Origin of the sequence: Pseudogracilibacillus auburnensis (genome assembly GCF_003201975.1) — a bacterium.
GTDB classification, from domain to species: Bacteria; Bacillota; Bacilli; order Bacillales; family Amphibacillaceae; genus Pseudogracilibacillus; species Pseudogracilibacillus auburnensis.
Genome location: NZ_QJJQ01000007.1, coordinates 78220 through 103499, shown reverse-complemented (window position 1 = coordinate 103499; position 25280 = coordinate 78220). Strand labels below are relative to the sequence as shown.

The 25280-nt window shown below is 34.6% G+C and carries 24 protein-coding genes, 1 other RNA gene and 1 other annotated feature; of the genes, 16 read left to right on the top strand and 9 right to left on the bottom strand.

From position 1 onward, the window contains the following. Positions 1-317: 317 nt before the first annotated feature. A non-coding RNA gene (ssrS, locus tag DFR56_RS11010) (6S RNA) lies at positions 318-514 on the top strand. A gap of 57 nt (positions 515-571) precedes the next feature. Here the strand turns inward: ssrS and DFR56_RS11005 are convergent. Together DFR56_RS11005 and DFR56_RS11000 are read right to left on the bottom strand one after the other, a co-directional pair. Continuing rightward, positions 572-1222 carry an RsfA family transcriptional regulator gene (locus DFR56_RS11005; protein WP_110395490.1) on the bottom strand — a complete coding sequence of 217 codons (651 nt, stop codon included), beginning with the start codon at positions 1220-1222 and terminating at the stop codon, positions 572-574. A gap of 191 nt (positions 1223-1413) precedes the next feature. Further along, positions 1414-2691, bottom strand: coding sequence for a replication-associated recombination protein A (locus DFR56_RS11000; protein ID WP_110395489.1), 1278 nt, complete (start codon positions 2689-2691; stop codon positions 1414-1416). Positions 2692-3031: 340 nt separating this feature from the next. Between DFR56_RS11000 and cymR the strand changes: the two genes are divergently transcribed. The 15 genes from cymR (at position 3032) to mtnN (ending at position 18650) form a co-directional block, all read left to right on the top strand. Then, positions 3032-3451: a cysteine metabolism transcriptional regulator CymR gene (cymR, locus tag DFR56_RS10995; protein WP_110395488.1), complete on the top strand. Its 420-nt coding sequence runs from the start codon at positions 3032-3034 to the stop codon at positions 3449-3451. Positions 3452-3471: 20 nt separating this feature from the next. After that, complete coding sequence (locus DFR56_RS10990; protein ID WP_278250648.1) at positions 3472-4608, top strand: cysteine desulfurase family protein; 1137 nt, start codon at positions 3472-3474, stop codon at positions 4606-4608. Positions 4609-4623: 15 nt separating this feature from the next. Further along, positions 4624-5724 (top strand): tRNA 2-thiouridine(34) synthase MnmA, encoded by a 1101-nt coding sequence (mnmA, locus tag DFR56_RS10985; protein ID WP_110395486.1) that lies wholly within the window; start codon positions 4624-4626, stop codon positions 5722-5724. A 75-nt stretch (positions 5725-5799) separates the two neighbouring features. Continuing rightward, on the top strand, positions 5800-6459 hold the full coding sequence (locus DFR56_RS10980) for a tetratricopeptide repeat protein (RefSeq protein WP_110395485.1): 660 nt from the start codon (positions 5800-5802) through the stop codon (positions 6457-6459). Beyond that, positions 6452-8791, top strand: coding sequence for an SF1B family DNA helicase RecD2 (gene recD2, locus DFR56_RS10975; protein WP_307786855.1), 2340 nt, complete (start codon positions 6452-6454; stop codon positions 8789-8791). The genes DFR56_RS10980 and recD2 overlap by 8 nt, the downstream gene beginning before the upstream one ends. An 83-nt stretch (positions 8792-8874) precedes the next feature. Continuing rightward, positions 8875-9936 (top strand): AI-2E family transporter, encoded by a 1062-nt coding sequence (locus DFR56_RS10970; protein WP_110395484.1) that lies wholly within the window; start codon positions 8875-8877, stop codon positions 9934-9936. Between the two features lie 43 nt (positions 9937-9979). Then, positions 9980-10222: a binding site (T-box leader), on the top strand. Positions 10223-10795: 573 nt separating this feature from the next. Then, complete coding sequence (gene alaS / locus DFR56_RS10965) at positions 10796-13435, top strand: alanine--tRNA ligase (protein WP_110395483.1); 2640 nt, start codon at positions 10796-10798, stop codon at positions 13433-13435. A 91-nt stretch (positions 13436-13526) separates the two neighbouring features. Beyond that, complete coding sequence (locus DFR56_RS10960; RefSeq protein WP_110395482.1) at positions 13527-13799, top strand: IreB family regulatory phosphoprotein; 273 nt, start codon at positions 13527-13529, stop codon at positions 13797-13799. Next, positions 13796-14212: a Holliday junction resolvase RuvX gene (ruvX, locus tag DFR56_RS10955; protein WP_110395481.1), complete on the top strand. Its 417-nt coding sequence runs from the start codon at positions 13796-13798 to the stop codon at positions 14210-14212. Before DFR56_RS10960 ends, ruvX begins: the two co-directional genes overlap by 4 nt. A 10-nt stretch (positions 14213-14222) precedes the next feature. Further along, complete coding sequence (locus DFR56_RS10950; RefSeq protein WP_110395480.1) at positions 14223-14510, top strand: DUF1292 domain-containing protein; 288 nt, start codon at positions 14223-14225, stop codon at positions 14508-14510. A 63-nt stretch (positions 14511-14573) separates the two neighbouring features. Next, the gene (mltG, locus tag DFR56_RS10945) at positions 14574-15758 is read left to right on the top strand and encodes an endolytic transglycosylase MltG (protein ID WP_110395479.1); all 1185 of its coding nucleotides are present in this window, start codon (positions 14574-14576) and stop codon (positions 15756-15758) included. 26 nt (positions 15759-15784) lie between these two features. Then, on the top strand, positions 15785-16423 hold the full coding sequence (locus DFR56_RS10940) for an O-methyltransferase (protein WP_242694698.1): 639 nt from the start codon (positions 15785-15787) through the stop codon (positions 16421-16423). A 100-nt stretch (positions 16424-16523) separates the two neighbouring features. Further along, positions 16524-17000, top strand: coding sequence for a transcription elongation factor GreA (gene greA, locus DFR56_RS10935; protein WP_110395478.1), 477 nt, complete (start codon positions 16524-16526; stop codon positions 16998-17000). 268 nt (positions 17001-17268) lie between these two features. Further along, positions 17269-17931 carry a YrrS family protein gene (locus DFR56_RS10930; protein ID WP_158525605.1) on the top strand — a complete coding sequence of 221 codons (663 nt, stop codon included), beginning with the start codon at positions 17269-17271 and terminating at the stop codon, positions 17929-17931. 23 nt (positions 17932-17954) lie between these two features. Then, positions 17955-18650, top strand: coding sequence for a 5'-methylthioadenosine/S-adenosylhomocysteine nucleosidase (gene mtnN, locus DFR56_RS10925; protein ID WP_110395476.1), 696 nt, complete (start codon positions 17955-17957; stop codon positions 18648-18650). Positions 18651-18893: 243 nt separating this feature from the next. Here mtnN and sigK read toward each other — a convergent pair whose 3' ends face one another. The 7 genes from sigK to DFR56_RS10890 form a co-directional block, all read right to left on the bottom strand. Beyond that, complete coding sequence (gene sigK, locus DFR56_RS10920) at positions 18894-19607, bottom strand: RNA polymerase sporulation sigma factor SigK (protein ID WP_110395475.1); 714 nt, start codon at positions 19605-19607, stop codon at positions 18894-18896. 363 nt (positions 19608-19970) lie between these two features. Next, positions 19971-20354: a monovalent cation/H(+) antiporter subunit G gene (mnhG, locus tag DFR56_RS10915; protein WP_307786856.1), complete on the bottom strand. Its 384-nt coding sequence runs from the start codon at positions 20352-20354 to the stop codon at positions 19971-19973. Continuing rightward, positions 20326-20637 carry a Na(+)/H(+) antiporter subunit F1 gene (locus DFR56_RS10910; protein ID WP_110395474.1) on the bottom strand — a complete coding sequence of 104 codons (312 nt, stop codon included), beginning with the start codon at positions 20635-20637 and terminating at the stop codon, positions 20326-20328. Before DFR56_RS10910 ends, mnhG begins: the two co-directional genes overlap by 29 nt. Continuing rightward, entirely contained in the window at positions 20634-21110 is a 477-nt protein-coding gene (locus tag DFR56_RS10905; protein WP_110395473.1) for a Na+/H+ antiporter subunit E, read from the bottom strand. Before DFR56_RS10905 ends, DFR56_RS10910 begins: the two co-directional genes overlap by 4 nt. Positions 21111-21118: 8 nt before the next feature. Further along, a complete protein-coding gene (locus DFR56_RS10900; protein WP_110395472.1) occupies positions 21119-22591 on the bottom strand; it encodes a Na+/H+ antiporter subunit D in 1473 nt (490 codons plus the stop codon). Then, positions 22584-22922, bottom strand: coding sequence for a Na(+)/H(+) antiporter subunit C (locus DFR56_RS10895; RefSeq protein ID WP_110395471.1), 339 nt, complete (start codon positions 22920-22922; stop codon positions 22584-22586). Before DFR56_RS10895 ends, DFR56_RS10900 begins: the two co-directional genes overlap by 8 nt. Beyond that, positions 22923-25259: a Na+/H+ antiporter subunit A gene (locus DFR56_RS10890; protein ID WP_110395470.1), complete on the bottom strand. Its 2337-nt coding sequence runs from the start codon at positions 25257-25259 to the stop codon at positions 22923-22925. Positions 25260-25280: the final 21 nt, after the last annotated feature.

Below are 25280 nucleotides of genomic sequence, written 5' to 3'. Positions count from 1 at the left end.
AGAGCAAAATGCAGAGTTCAATATAAGAATGCACAGTTCCATCGAATAATGAAAAGTTTAATGCAGGAATGCACGGTTCCAGCGAATAATGCATAGTTCAATACAGGAATGCACAGCTCCATCGAATAATGAAGAGTTTAATTCTAATGGGCAACATGTTTCGAAAAATAGCCAAATTAAAAAGTCTGAACAACGTAATGAATGATACATCGTATGGTTAAAACACTTTTTATTATATGTTTAATATTTTAATCATTCGACAAACTTTTCCATTGATTTAAGCGCTTTCATATGTTAGGATATTAATAGAATTTACATTAATCCTAAAGTGTTCGTTAAATAAATCGTTTTGACCTAACAGCTATACATTGGGAGTTCCTTATTTTTATATGGATGTTGTTATCCTTATAATGTTTATGATGCATTGTTCGTGATACCAATAAGTATAAAATAGAACACCCACCTGCATTAAGCGGGCTCAAAATGTATGTTGGACGGCATTGTTGGGATTAATGATCTTCCATCCATAGTAAAAAAATATTATCTTCTCCATACTTGTGGAGAAGATAATTTAATTTGATGAGCCGTGTGCCAATTGTTCAAGATTCCCGTTTTTATCCATTTTAAACGTGGGAGAACTACTAGAACCTTGATCCTCTAGGACAGTCATTTTACGGGCTCTTTCCATAATTTGAATAAATACTTTATAATCTTCTTCAACAGTCGCTAACTTTTTGCGAGTGATACTTAATTCCCTTTCTAATCTGGAAACATCTTCTCGCAATTCATTATTTTCATATTGAATCTTTTCTGCTTTATTTTTTACTTGATTTGAAGCATAGTAGTCTTTTTGGAACGATTGTAAATAATGAATAACGCTTTCTAGTGTCATTTCAACTGGTTCTTCCGGTTCCATGATTAATGAACTCTTATTTTCTACTTCTTGCGGAACCGTTATAGATGGTTCCTTTCTAATTTGTTTCGCTTGGGCTCTTTTTCTCTCTTTTCGTTGTCTTTTCGCAAGGTCAATTGCATGGATGTATTTATTTCTTACCTCGGCATTCCAACGAAATCCACAAGCAGCTGATGTTCTATTTAATTCATCACCTACTTCTTCAAATGCATTTAGTTGGGTACTTCCTTCCCTTATATGGCGTAAAACAGTTTCTGCCAATAATAAATCATCTTCATGTGACCAAGCATCTTGTCTTACTTTAGCCAAATTGATCAACTCCTTTTACAAACAATCATTTTCTTCAAAATCTAATAACATAATCTAATATATTACTTTACTCATTAGCATAAAGTATGGATTACTTTTTTATGACTATGTCTGTTGATGAAAGATCCGTTTAATAGATAGCTTGCTATTTATTATGACCGTTCGAAAAAGGAATTATACTTTTTCAGGAGTTATTTCTTTTTCTTTTGTAAAATATTTTCATAAACCGCCTTCATGGCACGTTCAAATTTACTATTGTCATTAGGTTGAAAGTAGTTTTTATCTTTAATTTCATTTGGTAAATATTGCTGATCAATCCAATTACCATCATAATTATGCGGATACCTATACTCAACTCCTCGCCCAAGCTTGGCTGCACCTTTATAATGGGAGTCTTTTAAATGTGCTGGAACATCACCGGTATGCCGAGTACGAATATCTGCTAATGCATTATCTAATGCTTTATAGGCTGTATTGGATTTAGGGGATAAAGCCAGTTCTACAACTGAAACGCTTAGCGGTATTCTTGCCTCTGGAAAGCCTAATCGTTCAGCAGCTTCTACAGCAGCAATCGCTCTTGGTCCTGCTTGGGGGTTTGCTAGTCCAATATCTTCATAGGCAATGACAATCAATCGTCTAGCAATACTATCTAAATCACCAGCTTCAATCAGACGCCCCAAATAATGTAGGGAGGCATTTACATCGCTTCCACGAATTGATTTTTGAAAGGCAGACAATACATCATAGTGTGCATCTCCATCTTTATCATGGGAAAAGCTCTTTTTCTGCATACATTGTTCAGCATCTTCTAATGTAATTGCAATTTCTCCTTGGTCATTTGGTGGTGTGGAACTGACAGCAAGTTCTAGTCCATTTAAAACCGCCCGCAAATCGCCATTGGCACTGAAAGCAAAATGATTTAATGCTTCTTCACTAAGGCTAACCGATTTGGCTCCGTACCCGTTTACCTCATCGTGTAACGTCTTGTTAATTGCTTCTTTTACTTGATCAATGGTTAGAGATGTTAACTCAAATAAGTGACAACGACTCCGAATGGCTGGATTAATTGCATGGTATGGATTACTCGTAGTACACCCAATTAATGTTATAAGATTTTCCTCTAAGTGCGGGAGTAAAAAATCTTGCTTTGCTTTATCTAAACGGTGGACTTCATCTAATATAAGTACGATTTGTCCGGACATTTTTGCCTCTTCAACAACTATTTCCATCTCTTTCTTTTTATCGATGACGGCATTTAATTTTCTAATTGGTAAAGATAAGCTTCTAGCAATGGCAAAAGCCATAGAAGTTTTCCCTGTACCAGGAGGTCCGAAAAGGATCATGGAAGCGATATTTCCTGATTCAACCATTCGCCTAATAATTTTTCCCTTGCCAACTAATGGTTCTTGTCCAATAATTTCATCAATATGATTTGGTCTCATTTTAACTGCTAATGGAGTTTGATTCATGATTCATCGTCCTTTAATGTGAGTGATTAATTTAAGGTTAGACGTGAATGTGTTAAAATGCAAGAACAACATTGTTCATGTTATAATTATTTGTAGTATGGATTTTTTTATTTTTAGGTGTTACCAAAAATCACCTTTTTACTAAGAGGTGCTGGTGAGCTACTAATGGAGAGAGGTACTATTATAAAAATAGTTGCCAAGCTCCAACATACATGATAATAATGGAAAGAAGCTTCCATTTTCCAAATTGAATCAAGTTGTCTACTATCAATAACTAAATAGTGAGTGAAGCTTTTTATGAAAAAATGAATAGATATCAATAAAAAATGAGGTGCTAATAATGAAAATTTCAACGAAGGGTCGTTATGGTTTAACGGTAATGATTGAACTTGCTAGAAAGTATGGGGAGGGACCGACCTCTTTAAAATCGATTGCAGAGGAAAAGGATTTATCTGCCCACTATTTGGAGCAACTAGCTGCACCACTTAGAAATGCTGGATTAATTCGTAGTGTTCGTGGAGCTTATGGTGGTTATATTTTAGCGAGTGAGCCATCAGAGATTTCAGCTGGTGATATTATTCGTGTGTTGGAAGGACCAATTACCCCTGTTGAAGGGATTGAAGAGGAAGAACCAGCCCAACAAGCCCTATGGTTACAAATTCGCGATGTCGTAAAAGATGTACTTGATACGACTACATTACAAGATTTAATTCAACATGACCATAGAGAACCACAAAAAGAATATATGTTTTACATTTAATATTGGAAGGAAGATGGGACTTGATCTATCTCGACCATGCTGCAACGACCCCAGTGCATAGAGAAGTACTTGATACGATGTATTCTTTGGAAAAAGAAGTGTTCGGAAACCCATCAAGTATCCATGCATATGGGAGAAAATCTAACTATTATCTCGATGAAGCAAGAAGATTTTTAGCCGATAGTATTTATGCGGATGAACGAGAAATTATTTTTACTAGTGGTGGTACAGAAGCGAATAATTTAGCTGTTATCGGTACGGCCATTGAAAATGAATATAATGGAAATCATATTATAACAACTGCACAAGAACATCACGCGATTATTCATATTATGCAATATTTGCAAAAGCGTGGGTTTCATGTAACCTATTTACCTGTAAACCAATCAGGGCAAATTGATGTTTATGACTTAGAACGGACGTTAACAGATCAAACGATTTTAGTTTCTATCATGACCGCAAATAATGAAACTGGAATCATTCAACCAATTAAGGATATTGGCGAATTATTAAAAGATCATCAGGCATATTTTCATACAGATGCAGTCCAAGCATATAGTATGTTGGATCTGAATGTGAAAGAGATGGGGATCGATTTATTAACAACGTCTGGACATAAATTAAATGGTCCAAAAGGGATTGGATTTTTGTATAAGGCGGATCATGTCCCAATCCAACAAATGCAGTACGGTGGTTTGCAAGAGCGAACGAGAAGACCTGGAACAGAAAACTTCATTGGTGCTTATGGGTTTTATGTAGCTGCAAAGCTAGCAATGGAAAATAAACAAGTTAATGTTGAAACATACAGATCATATAAAAATTTATTTTTAAGCACTTTACGAGAAGAAGAAGTTGAATTCGACATAAATGGAGATCTTGATTTAGCGATTCCAACGATTGTCAATATTAGCTTTCCAGGAACGTCTGTTGATGTATTATTAACGAATTTGGATTTGGCAGGTGTTGCCGCTTCTAGTGGAAGTGCTTGTACAGCTGGATCACTTGAACCGTCTCATGTGTTAAAGGCAATGTTTAGCTTTCGAAGTGATCGTGTCAATAATTCGATTCGTTTTAGTTTTGGTTCAGCAAATACAGAGGAAAATGTGAAAGAAGCAGCATTACGGGTAGCGCGAGTTGTTAAAAAGTTAGTTAACTAAGAAAAGAGGAATATCATGAAAGAAAATGTTCGGGTTGTCATCGGAATGAGTGGTGGAGTCGATTCTTCTGTTGCAGCCCTCTTATTAAAACAACAAGGATATGAAGTGATCGGAGTTTTTATGAAAAACTGGGATGATACAGATGAATTTGGTGTATGTACCGCAACAGAAGATTATGAAGATGTCATTCGTGTATGCAACCAAATTGATATCCCTTATTATTCTGTTAACTTTGAGAAAGAATATTGGAATAAAGTATTTACGTACTTTCTTGACGAATATAAGTCCGGAAGAACACCAAATCCTGATGTCATGTGTAACAAAGAAATAAAATTCAAAGCATTTTTAGATTATGCTTTGTCCATTGGTGCTGATTATGTAGCAACGGGTCATTATGCACAAATACGCCATACGAATGGTGAAGTAGAAATGTTACGTGGTGTAGATGAAAATAAGGATCAAACCTATTTTTTAAACCAATTATCGAGCGACGTTTTAAAAAAGGTATTGTTTCCATTAGGACATTTACCGAAAACAGAAGTAAGAAAAATTGCGAAAGACTACGAACTAGCAACAGCGACGAAAAAAGATAGTACGGGGATTTGTTTTATAGGAGAAAGAAATTTCAAGGAATTTTTAGGTGGTTATTTACCAGCAACACCTGGCGAAATGCAGACATTACATGGGGAAGTAAAAGGAAGACATGATGGATTAATGTATTATACAATCGGTCAACGGCATGGTTTAGGAATAGGTGGAGCGGGAGATCCATGGTTTGTCGTTGGGAAAAATCTCACCGAAAATATATTGTATGTGGAACAAGGTGAGTCAAATCCGCATCTGTATTCAGACAGCCTCCTAGCATCGAATGTGAACTGGATTAATGAAGTGGAAACATCCTTTACGTGTACCGCAAAATTTAGATATCGACAAAAAGATAGCCAGGTTCATGTACAATTATTAAACAACGGAAAAGTGCAAGTTAATTTTGTCCAAAAAGAAAGGGCCATTACGCCAGGTCAAGCAGTCGTGTTTTATCAAGAAGAAGTTTGTTTAGGTGGCGGAACGATTGAAGAAGTGTTTAAAAATAACCAACAATTATTATATGTAGGCTAAATGGGACTATGTACTGTTCAACCGAACAGGAGATTACATAGTCTTTTCATCATGTAGAGATTAGGAGTATGTATGGTGGATAAACGTAAAGAAGCGATTCGATTAATGGAAGAGCAAAAATATGAAGAAGTAGCGAAAGTGTTCATCCAAATGATTGATGAAGAACCAAATGATCCAATCGGCTATATTAATTTTGCAAACCTCTTATCGCAAATGAGACAATATGGAGAAGCAGAACGTTTTTATTTAAAAGCAATCCAATTAGATGAAAAAACGGCGACAGCTTTTTATGGATTAGGCAATTTATACTATGAAAAGTCACTCTTTCCTGAAGCGGAAAAAAGTTTTAAGCAAGCAATTCACTTAGGATTACTTGATAGTGATGTTTATTTTATGCTAGGGATGACATATGTTAAAAATGAAAAATTAACATTAGCTTTACCATTTCTACAGCGAGCGACAGAACTTGATGAGGATGTCCAAAAACTCTTTCAATATGGTTTAGTATTAGCACAGCTTCATTATTTAAAAGAAGCGGAAAAGGTATTATTGCGTGTAATTGATATCCAGCAACATCACCCGGATGCGTTATATAACTTAGGAATTATTGCCGTACATCATAAGCAATACAGAGAAGCAATCGATTATTTTGATCATGCTTTATCTTCTAAGCCTGATCATCTATTAGCGAAAAAGGCAAAAGCGAGTGTTGAAAAAGGAATAGCAAGTGAATGATAGTGAGGTTTTAACGATGGAATCTGAAAAATCGCATGATGAACAAGGTTTTATAAAAGGCGAAATATTGTTTACTATTTATGAAAATACCGCAGAACATTTTTCCATTGCTAAAATTAAAATTCATGATACAAATGAGGACTATGAAGAGAAAGATATTGTAGCAAAAGGATATTTTACGAACTTACAAAAAGGTGTTATGTACGAGTTTTTCGGTCAATTAGAAACACACTCGAAATTTGGACTGCAATATCAAATTAACTCCTACCAAACCTTTGTTCCTAAAACAGAGGAAGCGGTCATCGCCTATTTATCCAGTGATTTATTTTATGGTATTGGAAAAAGAACGGCTGAATCGATCGTTAACAAGCTAGGAGAAAATGCAATCCATAAAATAATCGATCATCCTGATATTTTATTTGAAATCCCCCATATGAAGAAAAAAACCGTTCAATCACTTGTAGACACATTACAAGAAAATCAAGGGTTTGAAAAAATCGCTGTCCAGCTCACGAAATATGGAGTTAGTTTAAAAATGGCACAACTGTTGTATAAAATGTATAAAGAAGAAACGATCGTTTTTATTCGTGAAAATCCATATCAATTCGTTTATGATATTGAAGGATTTGGCTTTTTAACTGCGGATAAAATGGCGGAGTTAAATGGGATGGATAAAACAGACGAAAAACGGATTCGAGCAAGCTGTATTTATGTATTACAAAACAGTGTGTTAGATGGGCATGTTTATTTGCCAATACATGAATGTGCGGAAGAAATGCTGGCTATTCTTGCTGTTTCAACTATTACCGAAGAGCTAGTAATCGACAACATACAATTTTTAGGAGAAGAAAAAAAGGTAATTGTCGTAGATGGAAAGGTATTTTTGCCGAGTCTTTATTATGCAGAAGATCATTTTAGTTCTCATATGAAGCGCATGATGGAAAGCGAAGTGAAAACAGAAACAACAGATGCGGAATTAATGAAAATCATTGGTGAAATAGAAGAAGAGGAAATACTAAGTTATGGGGAAGAGCAATTTGCGGCTATTAAACGAGCAATTCATTCAAAAATTATGATTTTAACAGGTGGACCGGGAACAGGAAAAACGACCGTTATTAAAGGGATTTTAAAGGCATATGCTGATATTCACGATTTATCACTTGATCGCCATACGTATGAAAAAAAAGCTGATTACCCATTTATTTTAACTGCCCCAACTGGGAGAGCAGCAAAAAGATTACATGAATCAACCGGACTTACCGCGATGACGATTCATCGTTTATTAGGATGGGATGGAAATAGTAGTTTTGATAAAAATGAATATGAAAGATTATCTGGAAAGTTATTAATTATTGATGAATTTTCTATGGTAGATACATGGTTAGCAAATCATTTATTTAAAGCAATTCCTACTGATATGCAAGTGTTATTAGTCGGAGATGAAGATCAATTACCTTCTGTTGGACCCGGGCAAGTGTTATCCGATTTATTAAGTAGTGAACTAATCCCATTTGTTAAGTTAACGGAAGTATATAGGCAGAAGGAAGGTTCCAAAATTATTCAACTTGCTCACCAAATTAAAAAGGATACATGTACAGAAGCTGATTTAGCAAAAGATACAGATTTTAGTTTTATTCCATGTTATGATTATCAAATTATCGATGTGGTGACAACTATTTTTAAAAGAGCACAGGAAAAAGGCCTCGCAATAAATGATATCCAAGTACTGGCACCGATGTACCGAACGGAAGCGGGAATTAATGCAATCAATAAACATGTTCAACAATTGGTGAATCCAAAATCAAAGTCGAAACGGGAACGAGTAGTAAATGATGTTATCTTCCGTGTCGGTGACCGGATTCTTCAATTAGTAAATCAACCAGAAGACGGTGTCTATAACGGTGATATTGGGGAAGTTGTACAAATATTTACAGCACGAGAAAATGAAGAAAAACAAGAACAAATTGTTGTTGCTTTTGAGGAAAATGAGGTAGTCTATACACGAGCAAACTACATAAATATAATGCATGCATATTGTATTTCGATCCATAAATCACAAGGAAGTGAATTTCCAATCGTTGTCCTACCAGTCGTACGGGCTTATCGAAGAATGCTTCGGAAAAATTTATTATATACAGCTATTACTCGGAGTCAAAAATCGCTAATCATGTGTGGTGAAGTGAATGCTTTTATGCAAGGGATTGAGACGTTAGATACGAATAAACGGTATACGACCTTGAAAGAACAATTACGACAAAAATTAGCAAGTAACGTAACAGAAAGCCAAGAGATGGAAGAAGACGATGATCTTTCCCCATTTGATTTTATGTAAAATAAGTATTGTCCTCATCGATTAACTATGTATATAACATCCCTCGTTACAAACAATAATAGTGTACGAGGGAGGATGTTCAGGTGAGCAAGCAGAAGAAAATAATTTACCTATTTGTGATCGCAATCTTATCAATTTTATTCGTTTATTTACTGATTAAATTATTTCCGATCTATAAAATATTGCTGTTATTTTTAGGACGTTTATTTTTACCATTTATCATCGCAGCCTTTATTAGTTATTTGCTCTATCCAATCCTTTTAAAACTACATCAATATAAAATTAGTAAAGGATTAGCAGTATTAATCATTTATTTTCTTTTCTTTGCCCTTGTTTCATTTACTTTTTATAAAAGTTTTCCGGTGTTCGTCTATCAACTACAAGATTTAAGTGAACAATTACCACAACTAATTCTTATTTATGAAGATATTATTTATGCCTTATATGAATCCACTTCTTTTCTTCCCGAGATTGTTCATGATAAAATGGATGATCTTATTATGAATATAGAAACTTCTATTGAAAAACAAATAGGGAACATCTTAGAAAGATTAGCAAATATAGTTGATTTTCTTATTATCATTACGATCGTTCCTGTTCTTGTTTTTTATTTTCTGAAAGATTTTTCTAAAATGAAAATATGGTTTAGAAAAATAGTTCCAAAAAAATATCATGTAAAAATGGAAAAATTACTAATTGCGGTGGATGAAAGCCTAGGTGGGTATGTGAGGGGGCAGCTCTTAATCACCTCGGTGATAATATTCATTACGTTTATTGTTTATCATACGGTCCAATTAAAATATGCATTATTATTAGCTGTTATTATGGGGCTCATGAATGTAATCCCATATTTTGGTCCTGTTATCGGGACGATTCCTGTCGTTGCTATCGCAATGACGACATCGTGGAAATTAGTTATTATTATTTTAATAACAAATATTTGTGTCCAAATACTTGAAGGTAGTTTTTTATCGCCATATATTATGGGAAAGAGTGTGCAAATCCACCCAATTCTTATTATTTTTATTTTATTAGTTGGCGCCGAGGTCGGAGGAATTATTGGAATGATTGTAGCAGTACCGACGATAACCGTTCTGAGAGCTATATTTATCCAAATATTTCTAAATAAACAGCAATGCAATTGACATTTACGGAACAGTTACTTATACTATCATTAACTAAAAAACAAAAAAATCGCTGAAAGTGAAAAGTACGTAATGTAATCATGTTTATCGTCGTTCAAAAGCGTTTGAACACACTTTAGTAGAGAGGAATTTACGAGGCTGAAATAAATTCCAACATGATATTATGGAAAGCTAAACTGGAGTACGGCTAATCCCCGTCGGTATATACCGTTATCATATGAAAGTGATGAATAAACTTTTTATTCATAATTAGGGTGGTACCGCGAATCATAATCTCGTCCCTGCATAAAGCAGTGAGGAGTTTTTTTTATTGTCTAGGAAATTATATTTGATTATACTTGTAGATAAAGTTTATTTGCACTAATAGTCGCGTCTAGCATAAGTGCTAAAGCTGTAGCAAATTTCAAGCTTCTTCCTACGATAAAGAAAACTTGCCGATTGGCTTTAGACAGAGGCTTAGTCGCTCTTATGCCCTTGGGTGAAAGTCAACATCGGTTCAAGTTTTAAGGAAGGCCGACTAAAATTGGGTTTTGCGCCCAACGCCGGCATACCCCTATGAAGGGGCATGTTTCCTTTATCTCGTTGGAGAAGGAAGATCAACTAAGTTCGCCACTTTGCGTGGCAACGTCGACCCATCCTACTTGGTAGGGCGCAATTTGTACGTCGCTACGACGCACAGGACGTGCTAGTACAAATGGTTTTCGATGGGACGAGTAATCGCAATCCCAGGCATTGCGACAAAGCTTTTTGATGGGACGAGCATTTAGCGCAGTCCCAGTCCCAGGACGTCGCGCTTTTAGCCTGTAAGAGCGCTTGCGCTCTTGTTCATTATAGAAGTGGAGTATTGGAGGAAAAACAAATGAAAAAGTTAACTTCTGCTCAAGTAAGACAGTTGTTTTTACAATTTTTTAAAGAAAAAGGACATCAAGTCGAAAGAAGTGTTTCACTTGTACCAAAAGACGACCCAAGCCTACTGTGGATTAATAGTGGTGTAGCAACATTAAAAAAGTATTTTGATGGAACAATCATTCCTGAAAACCCACGCATCGTTAATGTCCAAAAGTCCATTCGTACAAATGATATTGAAAATGTTGGTTTTACAGCAAGACACCATACATTCTTTGAAATGTTAGGAAACTTTTCGATCGGCGACTACTTTAAAAAAGAAGCAATCATTTGGGCGTGGGAATTTTTAACGAGTGATAAATGGATTGGTTTTGATGAAGAATTACTTTCTGTAACAGTGCACCCAGAAGATGATGAAGCATATGATATTTGGCTTCATGAAATTAAATTACCAGAACACCGAATTATTCGCTTAGAAGAAAATTTCTGGGATATAGGGGAAGGGCCGAGTGGTCCAAATACGGAAATCTTTTATGATCGTGGTGAAAAGTATGGAAATGATGAAAATGATCCTGAATTATATCCAGGCGGGGAGAATGAACGTTATTTAGAAGTATGGAATTTAGTTTTTTCTCAGTTTAATCATAATCCAGATGATACATATACACCTTTACCGAAGAAAAATATTGATACTGGAATGGGGCTAGAACGATTAGTTTCCCTTTTACAAGATGCGGAAACAAATTTTGATACGGATTTATTCGTTCCTATCATTAAAAACACAGAACGATTAGCTAATATTGCTTACGGACAAAGTGCAAAAACAGACACTTCCTATAAAATCATTGCTGATCATATTCGCACCGTTGCTTTTGCGATTGGTGATCATGCATTACCATCAAATGAAGGAAGAGGATATATTTTACGAAGATTAATTAGACGTGCTGTCCGCTATGCAAAACAAATTGGGATAGAAAAACCATTTATGTATAAACTAGTTCCCACGGTAGGAGAAATTATGCAAGACTATTACCCAGAAGTGTTGGAACAAAAAGAGTATATAATGAATATTATCAAGGTGGAAGAAGAGCGTTTTAATGAAACATTAAATGATGGCCTTGAAAGATTAACGGAAATATTAGCAGAAGAAAAAGCGAAAAATAGTACGATCGTGCCAGGAAAAGAAGTGTTTAAGCTATATGACACATATGGGTTTCCAAAAGAATTAACGGAAGAATATGTAGAAGAATATGGCTTTACAATTGATGAACAAGGTTTTCAAACGGAAATGGAAAAACAGCGAACACGGGCTCGCGAGGCGCGTGAAGAGGCAAATTCCATGCAAGTACAAGACGAACTTCTTTCACAAATAAAGGCAGAGAGTACGTTTATCGGCTATCAAGAAATGGAGGTTCAAACGGACATAGTTTCCATCATTGGGGAAGACGGGGTCGTGAATGAAGCAACTCAAGGGGTTGAAGTCTCCATATTATTACGTCATACGCCATTTTATGCAGAAAGTGGTGGACAAGTAGCTGATATTGGAACGATTTTTTCCGATACTGCTCAAGCAAAAGTGATCGATGTGCAAAAAGCACCAACAGGTCAGCATCTTCACCGTGTAGAAATCCAAAAAGGTACAATGAAAACAAATGAAAAAGTTACGGCAATGATTGATGAATCATACCGTGCTCAAATTATTAAAAACCATACAGCAACCCATTTATTACATCAAGCATTAAGAGATGTGTTGGGGGAACATATTCATCAGGCTGGATCACTCGTCACACCTGATAGATTACGATTCGATTTTACCCATTTTCAGGCGACTGAAAAACAAGAACTCGATCAAATTGAGCAACTTGTGAATGAAAAAATTTGGGCAAATATTTCAGTGCTCATTGAAAATATGACAATGGATGAAGCAAAAGCAACAGGAGCGATGGCTTTGTTCGGGGAAAAATATGGGGATATCGTTAGGGTCGTTCAAATTGGAGACTATAGTATTGAACTATGTGGAGGCTGTCATGTGAACAGCAGTGCAGAAATAGGTCTGTTTAAAATCGTATCTGAGAGTGGTATTGGTGCAGGTGTGAGAAGAATCGAAGCCGTAACAAGTAAGCAAGCTTTTCAATTTATGCAACAAAAATCGACTATTTTATCTGAGACGGCTGCACTTTTAAAAACAAAAGAGGAATCGGTCATTTCTAAACTAGAATCGTTATTTAGTCATGTGAAGCAGATAGAAAAAGAAAAAGAATCATTACAAAGTAAATTATCAAATCAAGAAACTGCTGAACTGTTAAGCAAAGTTCAAACGATAAATGGAATCCAAGTATTATCTGAACAAGTTTCTGTCAAAGATATAGATCAATTACGAAAAATGATGGATTATTTAAAGCAAAAATTACCGTCTAGTGTTATACTATTAGCGGCAGAAAATAATGAAAAAGTACTGCTTCTTGCTGGTGTTTCTAAAGATTTAATTGCAAAAAATCTTCATGCAGGTAAATTAATTAGTAATGCAGCTAAAAAATGTGGTGGTGGTGGTGGTGGACGCCCAGATCTAGCACAAGCAGGTGGAAAAGATCGATCAAAAATAACAGAAGCACTAGAAACCGTCTATGCCTATATCGATTCACAATTAACATAAGTCAAAACGATCTTTTAAAGGAAAAAGATATTATAAATGAATTAAACGTGGTAGAATGTAAACAAGCAAATAATGGAACGAGGTGTTTACGATGAGTTCGATTGATAAAACAATGAAGTTTAATTTCCCTGATGAAGCTTTTAATCAAGATATAAAAGAGACATTACTTACTATTCATGAGGCGTTAAAAGAAAAAGGATATAACCCTATTAATCAAATCGTAGGCTATTTAATATCTGGCGACCCAGCGTATATACCAAGATATAAAGATGCAAGGAATCTCATTCGTAAAATAGAACGCGATGAAGTCATTGAAGAATTAGTGAAATTTTATTTAAAAGATTTAAAAAAGGGATCTGAATGAGAATTCTCGGATTAGATGTGGGCTCCAAAACGATAGGTGTAGCGGTTAGTGATGCATTACATGTAACTGCCCAAGGAATAACCACGTTAACTTGGAATGAAAAAGATATGTCAACAGCTGATGATGATTTAAAAAAAGTGATCGAAGAATATGAAATAAGCGAGATAGTAGTTGGTTTGCCGAAACATATGAATGGTACGTTAGGTGAGCGTGGGGAAATATCAAAAATATATGCAAAACGATTGGAAAGAATTTTTGGTATTCCTGTTCACTTAATCGATGAAAGATTAACAACGGTAGCTGCTGAAAGAACATTGCTTGAAGCAAATGTAAGCAGGAAAAAACGTAGTCAAGTGATTGATAAAATGGCCGCTGTTATGATCTTGCAAAACTTTTTAGATCAAAGCCTCTAGGAGGGTTAACATGGGAGTAGAAGAGCAAGAAAGAATCATTATTCCAGATGAAAATGGGGAAGAGCATCTATTCGAAGTGTTGTTTAAATTCGACGTTGATGAAACCGGCTTTTCCTATATCGCGTTAATACCAGTAGAACAAAATGTGGAAGACGAGGTAGAAGTATACGCTTTTCGTTTTGAAGACGATGGAGAAGATGAAAATGATTTAAAACTGTACCCTATCGAATCGGATGAAGAATGGGATATAGTCGAAGAAATGCTTCATACTTTAGCAGAAGAGAACGACCATTTATAAAAGGAACGTTATTTTATCCGCTTAAAAGCTTTTTACTAGTGGATAAAAGGGAGATTGAACGCTATGGCAAAAGATAAAGATAAAGATTCACAATCATATGAATCAGAGTTAGAGACGAAAGTAAATGATGCAAAAATAGTTCGGAAGTTTGTATTCATTATTTTATCCTCATTTATTTTTCTTATTGCAGTGGGAATCGCTTCGGGCTATTTTTATATAAAATCAGCCCTTAAACCAGTAGATCCTGATAGTAAAGAGGAAATTGTTATTGAGATTCCATTAGGGTCAACATCGACGGAAATTGCTAATACGTTAGAAGAAAATGGACTTATTAAGAATAGCAAGATATTTCGTTTTTATTTAAAGTTTAAAAACTATTCAGATTTCCAAGCAGGGGAATACACATTAACACCTTCCCTTACTTTAAATGAAATTATAACTGAATTACAAAGTGGAAAAATAATGGAGGAACCGATTTATCGGATTACCATCCCCGAAGGTAAAAATATCGAACAAATTGCAGCTGTTTTTGCGCATAAATTATCGTTTTCAACGGAAGAATTTTTAGAGGTTGTGAATGATGAATCAGAAATAGAAAATTTAATGGATCAATACCCATTTCTATTAACAGATGATGTGTTGAATAATGATTTATATATGCCTTTAGAAGGCTATTTATTCGCTGGGACGTATGACATCTTTGAAGAAGAACCTTCCATCGAATCCATTATTCAAATGATGCTTGAACGAACAAATGAAATTATGCAGTCGAAAATAGAAGAAGTGGATGAAAGTGGATTTTCTGTTCATGAAGTTTTAACATTAGCTTCTGTCATTGAAAGGGAGTCTAAATTCTCTGAAGATCGTCCTAAAGTAGCGCAAGTTTATATAAATAGATTAGATGACAATATGAAGTTGCAAAGTGATATTACCGCATTTTATGGACTTAAAAACTTGAAACATAAAGCAGTTGTAACGTATGATGATATCGAAGTAGATACACCGTATAATACATATGTCATTGATGGTTTACCTGTTGGTCCAATCGCTTCACCAAGCGTAGAGTCGATTGAAGCTGTACTTGAACCAGAGGGAAAAGATTTTTCAAAACTGTTTTATTTCTCACGACCAAATGGAGAAACCTTTTATTCAGATACGCTTGAAGAGCATAATCAAATTAAAGAAGAGTATCGCCATGAATGGTACGAGCTAGAAAATCAGGATGCGGAAGATGAATCAGAAGATTAGTGATATAAATGTTGGAGATATAACATATGGATAGTATAAAGAATTATTTAGTTAAAATGATACCACCTAGAGAAGATTGGATGTGCTCACTCGAAACATTTGCGAGTGAGCACCGTATTCCTATCATGGAAACAGATAGTATGAATTTTTTAACTCAGCTTGTAAGAATTCATCGGCCAGCAACTATTTTAGAAATAGGGACTGCAATCGGTTATTCAGCCCTGCGAATGCATGAAACTAATCCAATGGCAACGATTACAACTTTAGAGAAAAATGAAACAATGTACCAACATGCCGTGAAAAATATACAGGCACAAAAGAAATCTCAGCATATAAACGTTATCCTCGGAGATGCTCTTCATACAATTGAACAGCTTGTTTCCCAAGGCGATCAATATGATTTTATTTTTATTGATGCTGCAAAAGGACAATATCAACGGTATTTTACAGCCGTACAACCATTAATTCATGCACAAGGAATCATTGTATGCGATAATATTTTATTTAAAGGCTACGTTGCTGATGAGAGTAAGGCAGAGAATAATCGTATACAAAAAATCGCAAATAAAATTCGTACATTTAATGATTGGTTAGTAAAACAAGCAGATTATCATACATCCATTATTCCAATTGGTGACGGAGTATCAATTAGTATAAAGCGATGATAAAAATTAAGTATGTGAACAGACATACTCAATATGTGAGTGTGTCATTTTTACTATGGATTATTACATTTTTAATGGAAATTAAAGGAGTGTTTTTAAAATGACGGAAGAAAAAAATTACTACATGACTGAAGAAGGTAAAGAAAAAATAGAAAATGAATTACATGTGTTAAAAACGGAAAAAAGAAAAGAAGTAGTAGAAAGAATTAAAATTGCTAGAGATTTTGGAGACCTCTCAGAAAACTCAGAATACGATTCTGCAAAAGAAGAACAAGCATTTGTCGAAACGAGAATTGCGCAATTAGAAAAAATGATTCGTAATGCTGTCATTATTGAAAATGATGAAAATAATGTGGATATCGTTAGTTTAGGTAAAAAAGTAACGTTTATTGAATTACCTGATGGTGAAGAAGAGACATATACGATTGTTGGTAGTGCCGAGGCAGATCCATTTGAAGGGAAGATTTCAAACGATTCACCTATGGCAAAAAGTTTATTAGGTCAAGAGAAGGGAACAGAAGTAATGGTGCCAACACCTGGCGGAGAAATTAAAGTAAAAATTGTAGATGTCCATTAATGAGACATTCAACTTTCGTAGAATGGAATGGATAAAGTGTGACGAAAGTTGAGTTCCGATCCTTGCGAGAAGTATTTCATTGTGTGATTTGAAGCGAGAGGATAGGAATGAAGTAATTATAAGACAACCCTTAATTAGGCGTTCTTACACGATAAGAACGCCTTCCATATTCTATAAACGTATTTATTTCATTTTAAGAAATAGTAATTTGGAATGATTTTTTTCTAATTAGATTTATTGTATACTACTTTTATAGGAGGGAATCATTTTGTCGGAATATAGAAGGGTATCTCGAGCAGATAAACATACGAAACGTCGTAAAAACAAAAGAAACTTATTATTTTTTACTGGATTAGCTGTATTCTTTGTTATTATTTTATTTGCTTTAATTGCTTTTGGAAATAAAGATAAAGAAACGGTAACAGAAAATAATCAGGAAGAAGCGAATCAAAAAGCATTAGATAAAAATGAAGAAGAAAACACAAACGAACAGGAAAATACAGAAACAGATAATAATACTGATACTAGTGATGATGAAACAAGCGAAGAAGCTAATGAAATAGAAGATGCAGAAGAAGTCGTCGTTCAACAAGTTGATTCAACAGACCCAAATGTAATCGAGGCTTATACTGGAAACTGGGCGCCAATTGGAACAGTGCAACAAGGAACACATACGACTAATTATAATGAAGGATCTGATGACCGAAAAGAAATAAAAAGTGCTGTTTCAGAAGTTACAGGTATTAGTGACGCTGAAATGATCGAGCATTGGGTCGGTAATGGTGGAGAGCAAAAAGTTATATCTACCGTTTCCAATAAAGATGCTAGTGAATTTTATCATGTTTATTTATCATGGATTGATGTAGAAGGCTGGCAAGTAACAAAAGTAGAAAGAATTAAGGAGTTTCAAAAAAAGACCGGATCAGATTAAATTCGTAAGTGAGGGTATTAAATATGAAATTTGGTATCATTGGAGCAATGGATGAAGAAATAGAACTATTACAATCTGTCATGACAGAGAAGCAAACGTATGAAATTGCCAACAGTTTATTTATTACTGGAAAAATAGCTAGTCAAGAAGTTGTTCTTTTAAAGTCGGGTATTGGGAAAGTTAACGCTGCTATGACAACGACGGTATTAATGGAACGATTTAAGCCAACACATATAATCAATACCGGTTCAGCTGGTGGTTTTAAAGAAGATTTACAAGTAGGAGATGTTGTCATAAGTACAGAAGTAGTCTATCATGATGTCGATGTTACCGCCTTCGATTATTCATATGGACAAGTACCGCAGATGCCACCAACATTTAAAGCGGACCATGACCTTATTCGTCAAACAGAAGTAGCATTAGAACAATTGCAAATAAATAGTGCTCAAGGATTGATTGCGACAGGGGACTCATTTATGAATGATTCAAAACGAGTAGATTCCATTAAGCAGTTATTTCCTACGATGATTGCTGCTGAAATGGAAGGAGCAGCCATTGCCCAAGTTTGTTATCAATATAATGTACCTTTTGTCATTATAAGAGCATTATCTGACATTGCTGGAAAAGATGCTCCAATGTCGTTCCAAGACTTTTTAACGCTTGCTGCTGAAAATGCAGCTAATTTAATTATTAATATGGTAAAACAATATACAACGTAAAAAACTATGTTACAAAAATTTAAAATGGGATCTGCTGAACAACTAACATGCGTTCCATCCTACTATGTTCTAATGATTTTATTCATGAGGTTATCTTTATCTTGCTATCGCTTTAGCACCTCTAATTAGTTTTTTTCAATAAACTTAGAAAGCGATGAAGGCTATCACCCATATTTATGGGGAATAGCCTTCTATTACTCATTACTCATGAAATTGAAAATCGATACAAATACAGAACAGTTTCTAAAATGAAGCATTTTGCTTTTCTTTATTAAAATAGGCGCGAAATACTTTCATTAATGCTCTCTTTTCAATACGTGATACGTAACTTCGTGAAATATTGAGTAATTTTGCAATTTCTTTTTGGGTTAATTCCTCGTTATTGCTTAAACCATATCGATGAGTCAATACCGTTACTTCCCGTTCATCAAGCACTTTAAAATGCTCTTTCATTTTACCAATTTCCATGTTAAGTTGGAGATATTCAATGATGTCTTCGGTCTCTGCCTTAATTACATCTAATAAACTGATTTCATTACCTTCTTGATCATGGCCAATTGGGCTATGTAATGATACGTCTTTACGTGTCTTTTTTAATGTTCGTAAATACATTAAAATCTCGTTTTCGATACATCTTGCCGCATATGTTGCTAGTTTTGTTCCTTTACCTACTTTAAAACTTTCGACTCCTTTAATTAAGCCAATCGTTCCAATAGAAATAAGATCTTCCGTATATTCCCCAGTATTATCGAATTTTTTTACGATGTGAGCAACGAGACGTAAATTATGTTCAATTAGTTTATTACGGGCATTTTCATCTCCGTCTTGCATTAACTGAAGATACTTTTGTTCTTGCTCAATAGATAAAGGCTGAGGGAACGTATTATTCTTGACATAAGAAACAAAAAATAACGTTTCTTTAATGAGTAACGTTAATAACGACAGAAATGTTGACACTATATCACCTCCATAAGTCATTATTTACTCCATATAACAACCTTATGAAAATGTCATCAGATTCGTGTCTGTCCATGAAAAAAAGAGCTATTCCATCTTGAAATTTATCAAGGAGATAGCTCTTTGTTCATAGATAAATGTATACGGTAATCGGGAAATGGTGTGGAAATGCTTTTCCTCATAGCTTAGCAAATGGAATATACTCGCTTTCAATACTTTCACAGTATCTTCTTGTTGCCTTAATCTCTGGCATACAGGACGTGACCCCTATAGCTGCACCATATTCCATTTGTTAGATAAGCTAATATTCTTATTTTCCACGTACGAATCCGATTTCTTAATTGTAAAGCTTCATGTTTTTTGTTATGCTTTTGTTCCTTTTTTCTTCATATATTCTTCATATTCATCATCTCGATGACGTAAATACGGTTTTACATAACTCTTATGTGCTGCTCTTGATAACATATGACCAGCAACTGGTGAAGATAGCATAATAAATAAAATCGCCAACAATAGTTTTCCACTAACTAATTGGTGGGAACCATATAAAAACAGGAAAGCTCCTAGTAAAATACTAATGATTCCTAAAGTAGGGGCTTTTGTCGCTGCATGTAATCGTGTAAACACATCTGGAAAACGAATAATCCCCAATGCACTCGAAAAAATGAAAAATGTTCCTGACAGTAACAGGATGATAATGATTATGTTCATTATGATACTAATCACGATCTCGTTCAATAATAACACCCATTTCAAGATATTTTGCTAATGCTAGTGTTCCGATAAATGACAGGATTCCGATTAATAAAATGACATCATTTAATTTCGTTGTCACAAGCAAGATCGAAGTTAAAGCAGCGGTCGCCATTAAACAAACTCCTATCACATCAAGCGCTGTAGCTCGATCAGGGTTAGATGGACCAACTAGTACACGATATATGAGCAAAATGAGTGATAAAGCAATTCCGATCATACAAATGAGCGTTGTTACGTGTAAAATTTCTTCGACACGATGAAGTACATCAATCATTTTGTCACCTCCATAATTGCTTTTTCAAACGTATTTTTTATATCATCAATTGATTCTTCAATATCGTCAATGTCCATTGCATGGATAAATATTTGTGACTGATCATCCGAAATGGCGACAGACAATGTTCCAGGTGTTAACGTAATTAAATTCGCAAGCAGTGTAATTTCCCAATTTTTCTTCACTTCGACAGGGAGAGCAAAAATTCCCGGTTCGAAATCAGGTTTACGCTTATAGACAAGTTTTACGATATCGATATTTGACAAAATAAGTTCACGAACAAAAATTAGAAATAAAACAAAAAATCGATAAATAGGGGCCAAATAATAACGGCTCGGAAAAAATCGGTTTAATAACAATAGTAATAAAGCACCGAGAATATATCCAAAAATGAATGTAATGAATGTATAACTTTCACTTAAAAACATCCACATAAAGGATATAATTAAATTAACTACAATTTGAAAGGTCATTTTCTTCATTACTCCTTTAATACAGAATGAATGTAAAGCTCTGGATCAAGTAAATAAGTAGCAATTGTATCAATATAAGGATACACAAATTCAGCACCCACACCTATGAAAATGGAAAAGATAAGTAAAAATGAAATTGGGCCAAGTAATCCACTTGTAGACTTTCTTTCCAATTGCTCATTTTTCTCTCCCCAGAATCCATGAATAAAGATTTTCATGACCGAGTAAAGAATTAGTAAACTCGTTAATAGTGCGATAATGACGATTACAATCTGTTCCCCTTCAAAAGACCCTTTTAATAATAACAGTTTTCCAATAAAACCACTAAACGGAGGAATACCTGCTAAGACAAATGCCGAGATAAATAAAATCCAACCGAGTACAGGGTAGTGATGAATGAGACCACCCATTTTTCTTAAATCAGACGTTCCCGCAGCATAAGTTATCACTCCAGCAAGAAGAAATAATGCTGTTTTAATGATCATATCGTGAACCAAATAGTAAACAGAGCCAGCTAAAGCAGTTTCATTAAACACTGCTAAACCTAATAAAATAAATCCAATCGATGGAATAACATTATATGCAATAAGCAGTTTCACATCATTTGTCGATAAAGCGCCAATTACGCCGAATATCATCGACAATGCCGCGACGACAATAAAGAAATTTCGTGTAAATTCGACTTCGACAAATATAAGTGTAAAGATACGAATAATCGAATAAATCCCTACTTTTGTAAGCAGTGCTCCAAATAGGGCGGAAGTTACTGGATTTGGTACAACATAGGATTTCGGCATCCAGTAGTATAATGGAAACAACGCAGCTTTTGTACCGAAGACGAAAAACAAAACAATTGCGATCGTCGTTAAAACTCCTTGTTGCTCCACTTCTTGAACTCGTTCTGCAATATGCGCCATATTCACGGTTCCGACAACTGCATACAAAAAGGCAACAGTTGTTACAAAAATAACCGATGAAAATAAATTAATTAATACATATTTTAACGACTCTCTTAATTGTACTTTATCTCCGCCTAGTACAATTAATCCGTATGAAGCCATTAATAATACTTCAAAAAATACGAATAAGTTAAATAAATCACCAGTTAAAAAAGCTCCAGAAACACCACTAATAAGTAAGAAAATGAATGTATAATAATAAAACTTTTCCTTCGTATCTGAAACAAGTTTAGGTGCAATAAACAAACAAGCTACTGATAATAAATTAGTCGTTAATACCAGGATAATAGAAAAGTAATCGGCGACGAAGACGATTCCATAAGGTGCAACCCAACTACCCGTTTCTAAAATGAGTGATCCTTCCTGAAAAACGATATATGTCACATAAACAACGACAATTAAATTAATCAGAATAAATAACTTGGAAAGAAATCTTGATATACGTAAATTATTATGAAAAAAAGCTAATAAAATCCCTGCAAGTAACGGGATGATAATAGGTAGGACAGCTAAATTACTCATATTCATTACCCCTTAATTGCTCCATATTATCTGTGTTATTTTCATTGACTGTTCGATAAGCTAAAACTAACACGACACTTGTTACACCGAAGCTAATCACAATAGATGTAAGGATTAAAGCATGTGGTAATGGATCTGTGTACTCTGTTATCCCTTCCAAAATAATCGGTGGTTGTCCCCGTTTTAGTTTCCCCATCGTTAAAATAAATAAGTGTGCAGCATGTGAGATTAATCCAGTTCCAATTGCGATTCTAAGTAATTGCTTTTGTAAAATATTATAAACGCCAGTAGCAAATAAAATGCCCGCTAATATACAAATAATAAATTCCACTTATTTCGCCCCCTTATTCTTTCTTAATTTAATGAGGCTAAATACTGCAAGTCCAGCAAGACCTAATACAGCAATTTCAAATAATGTATCAATACCACGCATATCGACTAAAATAACGTTGACGATATTTTTTCCGCCACCAATTGGGAGTGATGTTTCGATAAAGTATTCAGAAATTTTATCGAACCATGAACTACTTAATGCTGATATTCCAATCATCGTCATTAAAACTCCAAAACCGATGGAAACAAATAAATTAGTGGCAACCGTTTTTTTCGATTCATTCCGTTTCGTAAGTTTAGGAAAATGATAGAAACACAATAAAAATAATGTAACAGTAATGGTTTCAATGACTAACTGAGTTAGTGCTAAGTCTGGCGCACGGTATAAAACGAATAAAATGGCTACACCATAACCAGTAATCCCCAAAATTAAGATAGCGGCTACATTATGGTTGGAAAAAATAGTCCCTATTGCGGCCACGACAATGGCGACGACAACGACAATTTCCAATGTAGTAATTTTGGCTAAATCAGAAAAATCAATCGTAAACCCGTCTGTATAATACATATATACAAATGAAACGATAAACGTTGTCGTAATAATTAAGATCATATATGTCCTTAATGAACCATTCATATAAAAGTTCGTCATTTTACTACTGAATGTGTCAATTGATTTTACTGATTGATCATAAATCGTATTAAAACTAAACCGACCTGGCAATAGATCATACACTGTGTTCCATTTTGTACGAGTGAGCGCTAAAATGGTACCAATGACAACGACAATGAGCGACATCAGAAACGCTGGTGTTAGCCCGTGCCAAAAAGAGATAGCGTCGATGCCTGCTGTAGGATTAATACTAGCTGCAGCATGGGCTAAAAAGTTTTGATTAAATAAATTTGGCATAAGTCCAATGATTATCACGCCAATAACTAAAATAGATGGCGAAATAAGCATACCAATCGGTGCTTCTTTTGGTTGTTTCGGTAAAGAAACTTCATTATTTTTATTTCTACCAAACAATCCGAAAAATAGATACATGGAATAAACGAATGTGAAAATACTTCCAATTACAGCCAAATAAGGAATGACGGTTGTAAGGAATGAAGTGATTGATAATGTTCCATTCTGTAAAGCGAGTGTCGATTCAAAAAATAACTCTTTACTATAAAAACCATTTAAAAAAGGTATTGGGACACCAGCCATCGAAAATGTTCCAAATAAAGCAAGCGTTCCAGTAATCGGTAAAAGCGTAAATAGTTTACCGAGCTTGCGAATATCTCTCGTTCCCGTTTGTAGATCAATGATTCCAGCAATCATAAACAAACTACCTTTAAAAGTAGCATGGTTTAAAATATGAAAAACCGCAGCAAAAATGGCTATATTTGTTCCAAAGCCTAACATAGCCATAATCATACCGAGTTGACTGATCGTAGAAAAAGCTAAAATTGCTTTTAAGTCGGTTTGACGCACCGCCATATAGGATCCCCAACATAAGGTAATAATTCCGAATATGCTAACAATAATAAAGAACCATTCATAACTTGAAAAAATAGGAGAGAATCGTGCAATTAAATATAAGCCTGCCTTAACCATTGTTGCTGAGTGTAAATAAGCACTAACAGGTGTAGGAGCTTCCATTGCGTCTGGTAACCAAATATGAAATGGAAACTGGGCCGATTTTGTAAATGCACCTAAAAGTATAAAAGCTAATATGAGTGGTAAATAATCATTACTTAATATGTAATCTGACTTTGCTATCATTGCTTGAATACTTGTCGTATCAGCAACGACAGATAATAAAATAAAACCACCAAGCATACTAAGTCCACCGAAAACTGTAATGAGCATCGATTTTAATGCACCGTAACGAGAGCGTTCTTTAAAATGCCAATATCCGATTAATAAGAATGAAGAAATGGATGTTAACTCCCAAAAGGTATAAAGGACAAAGACATTATCCGATAAGACGATACCTAACATCGCTGCCATAAACATTAATAAATAAACATAAAATTGTCCTAATCTTTCGGAACGGTCTAAGTAATAAATAGAGTAAAGTACGACAAGTGATCCTATACCACTTATAAGTAAGACGAACAAGAGGCTTAAACCATCTAAATAAAGATCAAAATTAATATGTAGTGATGGTATCCAATTATATGTTTGTTTAAGAGGTGTGAAGTTAGGTCCAATAAATTGTAGAAAATAGACAAAAATTGCGAATGGTACGAAAAAAACAAAAATTCCAGTGTGAAAACTACTTTTAAATCTACTGACTAATGGTACAAAAAATGCTACAAGAAGTGGTGCTAATACTGCAAAAATCATTAACTTAAGATCCTCCAATCT

Excerpts from the sequence above, each read along its gene's own strand:
- DFR56_RS11000 (WP_110395489.1), bottom strand. The coding sequence starts at position 2,691 with ATGAATCAAACTCCATTAGCAGTTAAAATGAGACCAAATCATATTGAT.
- DFR56_RS10940 (WP_242694698.1), top strand. The coding sequence starts at position 15,785 with ATGGATAGTATAAAGAATTATTTAGTTAAAATGATACCACCTAGAGAA.
- DFR56_RS10960 (WP_110395482.1), top strand. The coding sequence starts at position 13,527 with ATGAGTTCGATTGATAAAACAATGAAGTTTAATTTCCCTGATGAAGCT.
- mltG (WP_110395479.1), top strand. The coding sequence starts at position 14,574 with ATGGCAAAAGATAAAGATAAAGATTCACAATCATATGAATCAGAGTTA.
- DFR56_RS10910 (WP_110395474.1), bottom strand. The coding sequence starts at position 20,637 with ATGATTGATGTACTTCATCGTGTCGAAGAAATTTTACACGTAACAACG.
- mnmA (WP_110395486.1), top strand. The coding sequence starts at position 4,624 with ATGAAAGAAAATGTTCGGGTTGTCATCGGAATGAGTGGTGGAGTCGAT.
- ruvX (WP_110395481.1), top strand. The coding sequence starts at position 13,796 with ATGAGAATTCTCGGATTAGATGTGGGCTCCAAAACGATAGGTGTAGCG.
- DFR56_RS10900 (WP_110395472.1), bottom strand. The coding sequence starts at position 22,591 with ATGAGTAATTTAGCTGTCCTACCTATTATCATCCCGTTACTTGCAGGG.
- DFR56_RS10890 (WP_110395470.1), bottom strand. The coding sequence starts at position 25,259 with ATGATTTTTGCAGTATTAGCACCACTTCTTGTAGCATTTTTTGTACCA.
- cymR (WP_110395488.1), top strand. The coding sequence starts at position 3,032 with ATGAAAATTTCAACGAAGGGTCGTTATGGTTTAACGGTAATGATTGAA.
- DFR56_RS10905 (WP_110395473.1), bottom strand. The coding sequence starts at position 21,110 with ATGACCTTTCAAATTGTAGTTAATTTAATTATATCCTTTATGTGGATG.
- greA (WP_110395478.1), top strand. The coding sequence starts at position 16,524 with ATGACGGAAGAAAAAAATTACTACATGACTGAAGAAGGTAAAGAAAAA.
- alaS (WP_110395483.1), top strand. The coding sequence starts at position 10,796 with ATGAAAAAGTTAACTTCTGCTCAAGTAAGACAGTTGTTTTTACAATTT.
- DFR56_RS10950 (WP_110395480.1), top strand. The coding sequence starts at position 14,223 with ATGGGAGTAGAAGAGCAAGAAAGAATCATTATTCCAGATGAAAATGGG.
- mtnN (WP_110395476.1), top strand. The coding sequence starts at position 17,955 with ATGAAATTTGGTATCATTGGAGCAATGGATGAAGAAATAGAACTATTA.